The sequence below is a fragment of the Pannonibacter sp. Q-1 genome (assembly GCF_054073275.1).
In genome coordinates this window covers 455,739-467,501 of record NZ_JBSXNB010000001.1, presented here as the reverse complement: position 1 = coordinate 467,501, position 11,763 = coordinate 455,739, and the positions used below count along the sequence as shown (strand labels likewise).

Below are 11,763 nucleotides of genomic sequence, written 5' to 3'. Positions count from 1 at the left end.
GCACCCTCAGCTCTGGTGCCCGGGAAAGTCCCGCTCGGTCCCCCGGGCGGGGACCTTGACCATGGCTTCGCCTTCCAGAACCACCGTCTCCCCAACCCGGCAGATGCAGGAAAGCCGGGCCCGGTTGCCCTTGGGCAGAAGCTCCGCGACCTTCACCTCCACCGTCACGTCATCACCGATCCGCACCGGTGCCTTGAAATTCAGGGTCTGGGAAAGATAAATCGCGCCGGGGCCGGGAAGGCGCGTGCCAAGCAAGGCTGAGATAAGGCTCGCAGTATAAAGCCCATGGGCGATGCGCGTCCGGAAGGGCGTGCGTGCGGCAAAATGCTCAGACAAGTGAATAGGATTGCGGTCACCGGACACCTCGGCAAAGCCGACAATATCAGATGCGCTCACGTGCTTCGTCAGAGTCTCGCTCATGCCCTCGCTCAGGTCCTCGTAGCAAAGCTGACGCAGCTCAAGCATTTTTGCCTCCCAATACCAGAAACGTGCCCTTAAATACCGGTACGCACGCTATGGGGCAGAGTGCTCGGACACAATACGCCTTTGGGGGAAGAAAATGCCTTGCGCTATTAACGGTCTTTTCAGGGGAACCGCTTAGATTGCCCAAGTATGGGGAGGTGGGAACACGATCATCGTGTCTTCCTCCTGAAACGTCAGATCTCGTCATTTCCGGCCCAGAGGGTGGGCCCTGTAATTGACAGTATGGAGTAGACAATGGCCCTTGACCTTTCGATGCCGGTCCTGGTGGTCGATGATTACAAGACCATGATCCGGATTATCCGGAACCTGCTGAAGCAGCTTGGTTTTGAAGATATCGACGATGCAGCCGATGGTACGGAAGCCTTGGAGAAGATGAAGCAGCGCAAGTATGGCCTGGTCATCTCCGACTGGAACATGGAACCGATGACCGGTTACGAGCTGCTCAAGCAGGTTCGCGCTGACGCAAGTCTCTCCAAGACGCCGTTCATCATGGTGACTGCCGAGTCCAAGACCGAAAACGTGATCGCCGCCAAGAAGGCCGGCGTGAACAACTATATCGTGAAGCCGTTCAACGCGCAGACGCTGAAGGGCAAGATCGAAGCGGTCTTCGCAGACTGACAGATTTCGCTCACCCCGGCGGACTGCGCTGCTCCTCTCGCAGCCACGTCCGCCTGAGTGACGGGTCAGACCGATTTTCTCACGTCTGTCATTGCCCGGATGGCACTCCGGAAAATGGTGCAGAGGGAGGTCCCGTTCCAGGCAGCAGAACGGGCCAACGGTGCTGGCTACCCAACTGGAGGGCAGAACAATGGCCACAATGACAAAAGAGAACGTGGTCCGCGTCATCGAGTTTTTGGAAAAAAACAAAAGCCGTGACGGGGAAGTTGGCCTGAATGACGTCATGCAGCTTGCCGAAGTCATGAGCGGCTCCATGCATGATTTTCTGCTGGCGGTGCAGCCGGCAGTGACTGGCGAGCTGAAGGCAATCGCTGGCGAAATCACGCGGATGAAGGAAGAAATCACCGCGCTGCGTGCCAATGACATGAAGCAGCAGAAGATTCCCGATGCCGGGCGCGAACTCGATGCCATCGTCGAGGCGACCGAATCGGCAACGCACACGATCATGACGGCTGCCGAGGAAATCATGGGCGCCGACACGTCGGATGGCTTGGCCTATCAGGAACTCGTCAACAACAAGATGATCGAGATCTTCGAGGCCTGCGCCTTCCAGGACATCACCGGGCAGCGCATTTCCAAGGTCGTGGGCACCCTCAACTACATCGACCAGCGCGTCTCCGCCTTCGTTGAAAAGCTGCGCATCGTGGAAACGATGGAACCGGCGGCCGAGGAAACCGAAGCCGATCGCCGCAAGCGCGAGCTGATCCTGCATGGACCGCAGATGGCCGGTGAAGGCGTGTCGCAGGACGATATTGACGCCATGATGAGCGGTGGCGGTTCTCAGGACGACATCGACAAGCTGTTCGGCTGACGTCTGACTGACTTTCGAATCAAAAAGGGCCGTAGCGGTGACGCTACGGCCCTTTGCTTTGGATCGGTTACCAGCTGAGGCGCGGCAGGGCGGCGCGGGCGGAGAAGCCCTCTTCCGCGAGGCGCCGGCGGATCAGCGCCTCATCCGGCGTATCGACCGGGCCGAAATCCGAGGCATGGATGCCGCCGGTGATGAACAGCACGTCCAGGTTCTGGGCGTCTGCGCCGCGAATGTCCGTCGGCAGGCCGTCACCGATGGCCAGCACCTTGGAACGGTCGAAGTCCGCGCCCTGGATCTGCTGCAGGCGGGCAAGTGCCGCATCATAGATCGGCTTGTGCGGCTTGCCCGGCAGGGTGACGCGGCCGCCCAGATCCTCATAGAGACGGGCAAGGGCACCGGCGCACCAGATCAGCTTGTCGCCGCGCTCCACCACGATATCCGGATTGGCACAGACCATCAGCAGACCGCGTGCAGCAAGAGCCTCCAGCTGATCCCGGTAGTCGTCCGGGGTCTCGGTCTCGTCATCAAAGAGGCCGGTGCAGCTGATCAGATCGGCATCTGCCTCGCTCACAATCTCAAGCCCTGTGCCGTCATAGAGGCTGAGGTCACGCTCCGGGCCGATGTGGAAGCACTTGCGCTCCGTGCTGCTGATCAGCAGGTGGCGGGTGACGTCGCCGGATGTGACGATATCATCATAGGCATGACGCGGCACGCCAAGCATGGCCAACTGCTCGTGGATCGGCTCGGCCGGCCGGGGAGCGTTGGTGATGAGCACCACCGTGCCGCGCTGCTCCTGGCGGAAGCGGGTCAGCGCCTCATGCGCGGCCGGAAAGGCGGCGACACCATTGTGCAGCACGCCCCAGACATCGCTGAGAATGCCCCTGTAATCAGGCGCAATGGCACCGAGGCCGGGGATGAGCAGGGGGGCTGTTGCGTTCATGGGGGCCTCTTCCGGGCTGATCTGGTAACATTGGCGGGAATCGGGAGGTTGTCCCGCGCAGGCTGGCGGACAATATACGAAGCCGCGCGCGGGAGAAACCGGGCATAACAGGCGCTCCAATCAGGCATCAGCAGGCAGGCGCCACAGGACGGGCAGATGGCAGTCAGACAACTGGGCGAGGCGGTGATCAACCGTATCGCGGCAGGCGAGGTGATCGAACGGCCCGCCAGCGTGATCAAGGAACTGGTGGAGAATGCGGTCGATGCGGGCGCCTCCAGCATCGACATCGTAACCGCCGCAGGCGGCAAGACCTTGATGCGCGTCTCCGACGATGGCTTTGGCATGACGGCCGCCGATCTGGCGCTGGCCGTGCACCGCCATTGTACGTCCAAGCTGCATGAGGAAGACCTCTTCGACATCCGCACCCTCGGATTCCGGGGCGAAGCTTTGCCCTCCATCGGCTCCATCGCAAGGCTGGGCATCACCACCCGCCATGCGCAGGAGCCTCATGCCTGGCGCATCGAGGTGGAGGGCGGAACGGAGAGCGATGTGCATCCGGCTGCCCGGCACAAGGGTACGCAGGTGGAAGTGCGCGATCTCTTCTTTGCCACGCCCGCCCGCCTGAAATTCCTCAAGACCGACAAGGCGGAAGCCGCCGCCGTAACGGATGTGGTCCGCCGCATCGCGCTGGCCTATCCGGAGGTTGGATTCCAGTTGTCCGGCTCGGACCGGACCGCGCAAAGCTGGCCAGCAGCGCGCGGCGAGGATCCGCGCATGGCGCGGCTGGCTCAGGTGCTGGGCAAGGAGTTTCTCGACAATGCCATGGAGATCACGGCAGAGCGGGAGGGCGTGCGCCTGACCGGTTTTGCCGGCCTTCCCACCTATAACAAGGGCACGGCACAGCAGCAGTTCTTCTATGTCAACGGGCGCCCGGTGCGCGACAAGCTGCTGCTGTCTGGCCTGCGCGGCGCCTATGCGGATGTGCTGGCCCGTGACCGGCATCCGGTCGTGGTGCTCTATATCGATCTGGACCCGGCTCTGGTGGATGTGAATGTGCATCCGGCCAAGGCCGATGTGCGCTTCCGTGACGGGCAGCTGGTGCGCGGACTGCTCGTCGGGTCGATCAAGCAGTTTCTGGTGATGGCAGGCCACCGGTCGTCCACCTCCAATGCCGCGGCTGCCATGGAGGCTCTGCGGACCGGCATGGCGCCGGGTATGGGTGAGGCGCCAGGAAGCGGCCCGCAGCGCTCCGCCGCCTATCAGGGCAGTTATGGTGGAGGGGGCTGGCGTCCCGCCTCAAGGCCTGCCCAGCCGCAGGGGGGCTGGGACTGGCGCAGTTCCGCCTACCGGCCCTCGGAGGACGATGCGGCTCCGGCCGGAGCACAGGGCTTTGCCGAAGCTGCTCAGGCCGCCCTGGCGGATATCGTACTGCCCTCGGCGGATGCGCGGGCGCATAGCGAGCCGGCAGGCCAGGAAAACATGAGCCGCCCACTGGGAGCAGCGCGCGCGCAGGTGCACGAGACCTACATCATCTCCCAGACCATGGACGGGGTTGTCATCGTTGACCAGCATGCCGCGCATGAGCGGCTGGTCTATGAGCGGCTGAAGGAAATGCTGGCCGCCCGTGACGTGCCACGGCAGATGCTGCTGATCCCGGAAATCGTCGAGCTGCCGGAGGAGGACGTGCACCGGCTGGCCGAACATGCGGATGAACTGGAGGCTGCCGGGCTGGTGCTGGAGCCCTTCGGCCCCGGTGCCATTGCCGTGCGGGAAACACCTGCCATGCTGAAATCGCTCAACATCCGGGCGCTGGTGCAGGATCTGGCCGACGAATTGACCGAGTGGGAAACCGCCTCAGGCCTCAAGGAAAAGCTCGACCACGTGGCCGCGACGATGGCCTGCCACGGCTCCATCCGCGCCGGCCGCCGCATGCGTCCGGAAGAGATGGATGCGCTGCTGCGCGAGATGGAGGCAACGCCGCTTTCCGGCCAGTGCAACCACGGCCGGCCGACATGGATCGAGCTGAAACTCTCCGATATCGAAAAGCTGTTCGGCCGGAAGTAGCGATCCGGTTCGGGGGCAGGACCTGCTCCAAAAAGAAGAGGGCCGCACGGTGGCGGCCCTCTGGTCTCGTCCTGGGAGAGACTGTGTCAGGACGGGGCATGGCGCAGGCGCACCATGCCACCCCGTTTCATCATCAGAACACGCGCTCGACGCGGATCGTGGTGTAGAACTCGTCGCGGTCACGGCGGGCCGAGTTGCGGTTGTAGTCGAAGCTGCGGTAGGCGAACTCGGTGCCGATGGAAAAGTCGGAAATCGGCTTCCAGTTGACGTTGAAGTTGGCGCCCCACTGCTTGAAGTCGTTGGCAGAGCCAGCCGCATCGGCCGAGTAGTAACCGCCTTCAATGTTGGCGTCCCACTGCTCATTGAAGTTATGCAGGTAGCCCGCACCAATGCCCCAGGCCTTGGTGGTCTTGGTCTTGGTGCCATCCAGCGTCGCATCGGTGATGGCGTCATCCCAGCTGTCGAGAACGTAGCCGGATGCGCCATTGCCATACATGGCCTGCAGAGCGACGGCATCGCCTGCCCCCAGGAAGGGCACATTGATCTGCACACCCGCGCCAATGGCATAACCAACCTTGGTCTTCGCGTCGGTGTCTTCAAAGCGGGTTTCATGCAGGGCGCCCATGATCTGGGCGGAACCCCAGGCCTGATCGATGCGCAGGTTGGCAACCAGATCCGGCAGGCGGTGGCCGGCATAGGTGGCGGAACCGCCCTCAAGGTTCCAGCGGCGGGTGGTGCCGTCTTCGATCGAAACCGTGGTGGTCAGACCGTTGCCGAGGTCGGCCGTATAGGCGGCAACCCAGTTGCGCACATCCGTATACTGGGTCTGGAAGTTGCCGTAGGAATAGCCGGTCCAGAAGTCATACATGGACGCGGTGCGGCCGAAGGTGAAGTTGCCGAACTGCACAAAGGCATGTTCCAGCGTGGTGCCGGTACCGGTCCCGTCGTTCGAATTGTTCTCGAAGTAGGTGTCGATGTAGGCGCGGACGAGCCCGTATTCGCTGTTCGTACGCGCATCCAGGCGGATGGTGCCGCGGGCGCGGGTGTAGGTGCCGAAGTCCGCGCGGTCGTCCCAGGAGTTGTCGCGGTTACCGAAATTGTCGAAACGGTATTCGGCGCGGACACGGCCTTCCACGCGCAGGCAGGTCTCGGTGCCCGGGATGTAGAAGAAACCGGTTCCATAGGCATCACAGACACGGACGTAATCAACCGGCTCGGGAGCGGCCGGAAGATCGGCAGCAAGAGTGCCTGCAGACGAGGCTGCCAAGAGTGTCATTGCAGAAATCAGGCGTACACTGCGCATTCAGAGATCCTTCCCAATGAGCCAGCTGTCCGTGCCGGGGCCGCTGGGACGCGTGAGTCGACATTCAATAGGAAGATGATACGCCGGCTCCTGAAAAAGAAAATCGGGCAAAACAGGCCGTTTACTTATTTGGCCGCGTAGATGCAAAAAAGACACGAAACAGCTTTTCCGGGGTTGTTTCGGCTATAAAAGATGCAGCAAGCCGAAAGCGCTGGCAGCCAAGTAAGGTGCTGCGTGCCTCTGTTTTAGCCGTATGATGAAGAGATGGGCGCGGCTGGCCGTGGTGGATTCCGGCGGGAGGAATTTTCCGTCATCTGCCTGTCTTGCATGCGTGGCATGGAAGCGCCGCAAGGAGGCCGTGCGGCACGGCAGGCGGTGCGGCATTGTCCGCAGGCGGCTGACGCCACCCGGCTGGGAGACTTCAGGTTCAAATGAAAAGCATTGTCTGGCTGGCCGCGCTTCCGCTCCTGCTTGCAGGAGGGCTCACTCTACCCTTGCCCTTGCCAACCGGATTGCCCTTGCTGGTCCTCGGCCTGGTGATGATCCTTGCCGCCAGCCCCTGGGCTGTGCGCCTTTTGCGGCGGCTGCGGCGGCGCTTTCTGCGGCTGAATGGCCTGTTTCACACATTGGAAGACAGGGCCCCGGTGCGGCTGGGCCGGATCCTGCGGCGCACCCGGCCGCGGCAGAAACTTCCTGTGCCGCCAGACGGCCCTGACGGCGGGAAGGCGCCCCTATGACGGCATGCAGCGCGCGAAGAGCACCTGACTGTCGCCGCTTGTGCGCTGATCGAGAAGCTCGAAGCCAGCGGGAAGCGTAACCGTGTTGCCAGCCCGCTCTTCCAGAACGCAGATGGCGCCACCGGCCAGCCAGCCGCCCTCGCGGGCAGAGGCCAGGGCCAGTTCGCCGAGGCCCTTGTCATAAGGCGGGTCGGCGAAGAGCAGGTCAAACGGCTCGATTGTTCCGGCAGCCCCCAGTTTCGTGGCATCCCGGCGCAGGATCTTGGCGGCGCCGTTGAGGCCGAAGGCTTCCATGTTGCGGCGGATCACGCCGCGCGCATCCGCGCCTTCCTCAACGAAGGTGGCGTGTTTTGCGCCGCGGCTGATGGCTTCGAAGCCGAGGGCGCCTGTGCCGGCAAACAGATCCAGCACCCGTGCGCCCTCAAGATCCGCGCCAACGCCATGCAGCAGGATGTTGAAGATGGTTTCGCGCAGCCGGTCGGAAGTCGGGCGCGTGGCGTCCGACTTCGGCGTGGCAAGGCTTGCGCCCTTGAACCGTCCGGCAACGATGCGCATCACCGGTCCTCTCAGCCGCGCGAACGGGGCTTGAAGCCACCGCCGCCGCCACCGCCGCGCTTCGGCCCGCCGGGGCCGCTGCGTGCAGGGCCGCTGCGAACGGGACGGTTTCCACGGTCAGGCCGGTTGCCGCGGTCCGGACGGGGACCGCGATCCTCACGCGGGCCGCGCTCAGGCCGGTCATTGCGCTCGAAGCGGCTACCGCCTGCAGGGCGTTCGAAACGGCTGCCGCCTTCGGGGCGCTCGCGCCGCTCCGGACGGTCAGGGCGCTCGGAACGCTCGCGGGGACGGATCGGCCGGTCATCCGGGTCACGGAAGGCGGGCTTGCGGTCACGGCCGGTGCGCTGTTCCTGCTGCTTGTCCTCAACGAGGCCCTCTGCCCCCCAGATGCGGCGGGGGCGGGCGGTGCGCTGCGGACGCTCGTCTTCAGCCTTGCGGACGGAAGGCTCACGCGTCAGGCGGAAGCGGCTGCGCGGGGAGATCTTCTGCGGACGCTGGCTCTCGCCACCTTCACGCTTGCCGCCCTCCCGGTTGCCATCACGTCCGCCGTCTCTGGCACCAAAGCTGCGCTCGCCGCCTTCAGGGCGCGGCTTGCGCGGGCCCTTGGGGCGGTTCACGGCTTGTGCACCGTCACGGGCGGTCATCCACTCGCCGCGGGTCTTCTGACCCTGCTGCTGCGGCTTCTTCTTTTTCGGCTCTTCCTTCGGAGCGGCCTGGGTCAGCACCGGAGCCTCGAAGTCAGCCCCTGCGGCTTCCGCCAGCTTGTCGCCCAGCTGGTCGCGCAGCACGCGGCCCTTGATTTCGCGGGCCTCGCCCTCGGGCAGGTCGAGAAGCTGGAACGGACCGAAGGACAGGCGGATCAGCCGGTTGACCGACAGGCCCAGATGCTCCAGCACGCGCTTGACTTCGCGGTTCTTGCCCTCGCGCAGGCCCAGCGTCAGCCAGACGTTGTCGCCCTGCGTCTTGTCGAGCACAGCTTCGATGCCGCCGTAAAGCACGCCGTCAATGGCAACGCCATCGGCCAGCGCGTTCAGCTGGTCCTGCGTGATCTCGCCAAAGGCACGCACGCGGTAGCGGCGCAGCCAGCCGGTGGCGGGCAGTTCCAGCACACGGGCAAGGCCGCCGTCATTGGTCAGCAGCAGCAGGCCTTCGGTGTTGATGTCGAGGCGGCCGACGGACACCACGCGCGGCAGGTCCTCGGGCAGTTTCTCGAAGACGGTCGGACGGCCTTCCGGGTCGAAGTTGGTCGTCACCAGGCCACGCGGCTTGTGATAGAGCCACAGGCGGGTGCGCTCCTTCTGTGGCAGCGGCTCGCCATCCACCAGAATGATATCGTCTTCCGTCACGGTGATGGCCGGAGTGGTCAGCACGGTGCCGTTGACGCTGACGCGGCCGTTCGTGATCCACACTTCCGCATCGCGGCGCGAGCACAGCCCGGCGCGGGCCATCACCTTGGCGATACGCTCGCCGTCATGGGACGACACTTCGGGCGCAACGCGCACGGCCTGCGGCTTGGGCGCCGCCTGGCGCTTGGGCGCAGGCTTGCTGTCTGCGCGCTTGGGCCGGTCGTTGCGCATCGGGCGGTCGTCACGATAGGGGCGGTCGCCGCCACGCGGGGCCCAGCCCTCACGCTGCTGCGGACGGTCGCCGCCACGCGGGGCCCAGCCCTCACGCTGCTGCGGACGGTCGCCGCCACGGGGAGCCCAGCCATCACGCTGCTGCGGACGGTCGCCACCACGGGGAGCCCAGCCCTCACGCTGCGGACGTTCACCGCGCGGGGCGCCGTCATTGCGGTCGCCGCGCTGGCCATAGCCGCGCTCGCCGAAGCCGCCTTCGCGGCCCTGACGGTTATCTTGACGGTTACCTTGGCGGTCACCCTGACGGTCGCCTTGGGGGCCACTCTTGCCACCGAAGCGGGGGCCGGAAGAGCGGGGGCCAGAAAAGCCTTTGCCGGGCGCGCGGTTGTCGCCGCGTCCGGAAGAGGAAGAGCCTGCGCCATCGTTACGGCGCGACGGGCCGCCGGGGCGATTGCCGCGGGGCCGGGAAGGAGTTTTATTGCCGGTCATGGCCGCCTCATAGCAGAGCTTGCGCGGTTTAGGAATCAAGCAAATGCGGCTGCCGCACAAAATTCGCAGCTCATGGCAAATATTGCCGCCGCGAGACAGGCTGACGTTCCGCACAGTTTGGTCTAAAAGCAGCGGAGAGACAGTGAGATAGCGGCGCTACCGGACATGAAACCGCCCAGGATGGCAGAGCAGAAGGCCCCCGTGCCGTCCTTCATGGACATGGCACTGGAAGAGGCGCGTCTGGCCGCTTCACGCGGTGAGGTGCCGGTGGGGGCCGTGCTGGTGCGCCAGGGGGAGGTTCTGGCAAGGGCGGGCAACCGCACGCTGGAACTCAATGATCCCACGGCCCATGCCGAGGTGCTGGTCATCCGCATGGCCTGTGAGGCGCTCGCCTCCCAGCGCCTGCCCGAGTGCGATCTCTATGTCACGCTGGAGCCTTGCCCGATGTGTGCAGGCGCCATTTCCTTCGCCCGCATCCGCCGGCTCTACTATGGGGCGGGGGATGAAAAAGGCGGCGCCGTGGATCATGGCGTGCGCTTCTACGCCAGCCCCACCTGCCATCACGCACCTGAGGTCTATTCGGGCTTTGCCGAAGCCGAGGCCTCGCAGCTGCTGAAGGACTTCTTCCGCAGCAGGCGGGAGGACTAGGGGGTTACCCGCCCCCCGGCATCATCACCATGACCGTGCGCTCGCCAGGCAGCACCTTGCGGGAGAGGACGGCGGCAGAGGTGGGATAGGGCGTCACGGCCCAGCCCTCGCTTGCCGCACGGACGAGAAAGCGCTCCAGCGCACCGGCGAAGTGGAAATGCATCGGCACCACGACGCTGGGCTTGATGCCGTCCAGCACCGCCATCAGGCTGTCGAGGCGCAGGGTGGCGGCATTGTCCACCGGCGCCAGCACCACGTCGATCCGGCCGAGCGTGGCCAGATCATCCGGCGTCAGCTGGTGATGCAGGTGGCCGAGATGGGCGATACATAGGTCCGCCAGTTCGAAGATGAAGATGGAATTGCCGAAGGCGCGTGTTTCCCCATCCCAGCCGCGGGCGTTGGTCGGCAGGTTGCGGATGCGCACGTCTTCGACGCGGATGTCGTGATGGATGGGGCCACCCTCCGGGTTCCAGCCCGTCAGCACATGCTCGATGGACGGATCCGGGTTGAGGGTGAAGTGGGTGGAATGGGCGTTGTTCATGGTCGCAACGCGCGGCGGCACAGCCGGCTTTTCGTAGTCGTTGTAATCCGTTGCGATGCGCACGCCCTTGGGGCTGGTGATTTCGAAAGTCGCGTGTCCGATGTAGCGCAGACCCACCTCGTCCAGCGCCAGAGAGGGCGCCTGCGCCAACTGCAGGACGAGATCCGGCGACGCGCTGGCGACCTTGATGCCGGAGGGCAGCACCCAGCCGCTGGTCTGAGGCGCCTGCGGGCCGGAAGCGATCAACTGGCAGCTTGCGGCAGCCGGAGTGGCAAGGCTCAGGCCCGCCAGAAGCAGCGCGGCAGACCAGACATGGGCAATCGGCTTGCGCCAGGTGGCTTCGTTCTTGCCGCGGAGCCCTTCAAAACGGGCTGACCTGCTGCGGCTTGTGGAGGTTTTCCGGACCATGGCGCACCCCGTCCTGATGCGTTGACACAGGAAAGCCTAGGCCAGTTTCTCTCGCAGACAAGCTCACAATTGCGTCAGAGCCGGGCGGGAAAGCAAAGAAAAAGCGCCGCTCCGGATGTCTGGCTGGGGGGAAGACGGAGCGGCGCGAGGCGGGGGCAGGCGGGAGGAAAGACCTTACCCCTTGATTACACAGAGAGTTACCGGCGGCCTTGTGCCGCGCTGAGGCTGGAACTTGTCGCAGGGCAGGCTGGCCTGCATCTCGCGGGACTGGCGGTAAAGAATTTCACCGGCATGACCGGCCTCGTCGAGCAGCGCGCGCAGGCTGCAGCCTGCTGCGATCATCAGCCCGATGGGCCGCAGATGCGCCTTGCGGTAGCAGAACACGGCAAGCCGGGCTTTCTGCTCTTCCGGCAGGTCTCCCGCGGCGCTTGCGGCCGAGGCTGCATTCAGGTGCATCAGGTGCTGGAAGGTCTCTTCCGAGACCGGGCAGGTGTCCTCATCCAAGGACCGGGGTGCAACGCGGGTCATG

The 11,763-nt window shown here is 64.6% G+C and carries 11 protein-coding genes; 4 read left to right on the top strand and 7 right to left on the bottom strand.

Annotated features, from left to right (window positions below; all coding sequences use genetic code 11):
• Window positions 1–6 precede the first annotated feature (6 nt).
• Window positions 7–465 carry a MaoC family dehydratase gene (locus tag ACVNHC_RS02130; protein ID WP_019963147.1) on the bottom strand — a complete coding sequence of 153 codons (459 nt, stop codon included), beginning with the start codon at window positions 463–465 and terminating at the stop codon, window positions 7–9.
• A gap of 252 nt (window positions 466–717) precedes the next feature.
• On the opposite strand from ACVNHC_RS02130, the gene ACVNHC_RS02125 reads away from it, so the two are divergent.
• Together ACVNHC_RS02125 and ACVNHC_RS02120 are read left to right on the top strand one after the other, a co-directional pair.
• Complete coding sequence (locus ACVNHC_RS02125) at window positions 718–1,101, top strand: response regulator (RefSeq protein WP_019963146.1); 384 nt, start codon at window positions 718–720, stop codon at window positions 1,099–1,101.
• A gap of 190 nt (window positions 1,102–1,291) precedes the next feature.
• Window positions 1,292–1,972: a protein phosphatase CheZ gene (locus ACVNHC_RS02120; RefSeq protein WP_186393168.1), complete on the top strand. Its 681-nt coding sequence runs from the start codon at window positions 1,292–1,294 to the stop codon at window positions 1,970–1,972.
• A gap of 67 nt (window positions 1,973–2,039) precedes the next feature.
• On the opposite strand, the gene ACVNHC_RS02115 is transcribed toward ACVNHC_RS02120, so the two are convergent.
• Window positions 2,040–2,912: a TIGR01459 family HAD-type hydrolase gene (locus ACVNHC_RS02115; protein WP_122519404.1), complete on the bottom strand. Its 873-nt coding sequence runs from the start codon at window positions 2,910–2,912 to the stop codon at window positions 2,040–2,042.
• Between the two features lie 156 nt (window positions 2,913–3,068).
• Here ACVNHC_RS02115 and mutL point away from each other — a divergent pair, with 156 nt between their 5' ends.
• The gene (gene mutL / locus ACVNHC_RS02110) at window positions 3,069–4,976 is read left to right on the top strand and encodes a DNA mismatch repair endonuclease MutL (RefSeq protein ID WP_457166314.1); all 1,908 of its coding nucleotides are present in this window, start codon (window positions 3,069–3,071) and stop codon (window positions 4,974–4,976) included.
• A 133-nt stretch (window positions 4,977–5,109) separates the two neighbouring features.
• Here the strand turns inward: mutL and ACVNHC_RS02105 are convergent, their stop codons facing one another.
• From ACVNHC_RS02105 to ACVNHC_RS02095, 3 genes are all read right to left on the bottom strand, one after another.
• On the bottom strand, window positions 5,110–6,252 hold the full coding sequence (locus ACVNHC_RS02105; RefSeq protein ID WP_457166313.1) for a porin: 1,143 nt from the start codon (window positions 6,250–6,252) through the stop codon (window positions 5,110–5,112).
• A gap of 758 nt (window positions 6,253–7,010) precedes the next feature.
• Window positions 7,011–7,571, bottom strand: coding sequence for a 16S rRNA (guanine(966)-N(2))-methyltransferase RsmD (gene rsmD, locus ACVNHC_RS02100; protein ID WP_122519406.1), 561 nt, complete (start codon window positions 7,569–7,571; stop codon window positions 7,011–7,013).
• Between the two features lie 11 nt (window positions 7,572–7,582).
• Window positions 7,583–9,637 (bottom strand): pseudouridine synthase, encoded by a 2,055-nt coding sequence (locus ACVNHC_RS02095; protein ID WP_457166312.1) that lies wholly within the window; start codon window positions 9,635–9,637, stop codon window positions 7,583–7,585.
• Window positions 9,638–9,817: 180 nt separating this feature from the next.
• Between ACVNHC_RS02095 and ACVNHC_RS02090 the strand changes: the two genes are divergently transcribed.
• The gene (locus ACVNHC_RS02090; RefSeq protein ID WP_457166311.1) at window positions 9,818–10,285 is read left to right on the top strand and encodes a nucleoside deaminase; all 468 of its coding nucleotides are present in this window, start codon (window positions 9,818–9,820) and stop codon (window positions 10,283–10,285) included.
• 4 nt (window positions 10,286–10,289) lie between these two features.
• On the opposite strand, the gene ACVNHC_RS02085 is transcribed toward ACVNHC_RS02090, so the two are convergent.
• Window positions 10,290–11,234 (bottom strand): MBL fold metallo-hydrolase, encoded by a 945-nt coding sequence (locus tag ACVNHC_RS02085; RefSeq protein WP_208982602.1) that lies wholly within the window; start codon window positions 11,232–11,234, stop codon window positions 10,290–10,292.
• A gap of 174 nt (window positions 11,235–11,408) precedes the next feature.
• Window positions 11,409–11,762, bottom strand: a complete 354-nt coding sequence (locus tag ACVNHC_RS02080) for a hypothetical protein (RefSeq protein ID WP_050471993.1) — start codon at window positions 11,760–11,762, stop codon at window positions 11,409–11,411.
• Window position 11,763: the final 1 nt, after the last annotated feature.

Excerpts from the sequence above, each read along its gene's own strand:
- ACVNHC_RS02130 (WP_019963147.1), bottom strand. The coding sequence starts at position 465 with ATGCTTGAGCTGCGTCAGCTTTGCTACGAGGACCTGAGCGAGGGCATG.
- ACVNHC_RS02125 (WP_019963146.1), top strand. The coding sequence starts at position 718 with ATGGCCCTTGACCTTTCGATGCCGGTCCTGGTGGTCGATGATTACAAG.
- ACVNHC_RS02120 (WP_186393168.1), top strand. The coding sequence starts at position 1,292 with ATGGCCACAATGACAAAAGAGAACGTGGTCCGCGTCATCGAGTTTTTG.
- ACVNHC_RS02115 (WP_122519404.1), bottom strand. The coding sequence starts at position 2,912 with ATGAACGCAACAGCCCCCCTGCTCATCCCCGGCCTCGGTGCCATTGCG.
- mutL (WP_457166314.1), top strand. The coding sequence starts at position 3,069 with ATGGCAGTCAGACAACTGGGCGAGGCGGTGATCAACCGTATCGCGGCA.
- ACVNHC_RS02105 (WP_457166313.1), bottom strand. The coding sequence starts at position 6,252 with ATGACACTCTTGGCAGCCTCGTCTGCAGGCACTCTTGCTGCCGATCTT.
- rsmD (WP_122519406.1), bottom strand. The coding sequence starts at position 7,571 with ATGCGCATCGTTGCCGGACGGTTCAAGGGCGCAAGCCTTGCCACGCCG.
- ACVNHC_RS02095 (WP_457166312.1), bottom strand. The coding sequence starts at position 9,637 with ATGACCGGCAATAAAACTCCTTCCCGGCCCCGCGGCAATCGCCCCGGC.
- ACVNHC_RS02090 (WP_457166311.1), top strand. The coding sequence starts at position 9,818 with ATGGCAGAGCAGAAGGCCCCCGTGCCGTCCTTCATGGACATGGCACTG.
- ACVNHC_RS02085 (WP_208982602.1), bottom strand. The coding sequence starts at position 11,234 with ATGGTCCGGAAAACCTCCACAAGCCGCAGCAGGTCAGCCCGTTTTGAA.
- ACVNHC_RS02080 (WP_050471993.1), bottom strand. The coding sequence starts at position 11,762 with ATGACCCGCGTTGCACCCCGGTCCTTGGATGAGGACACCTGCCCGGTC.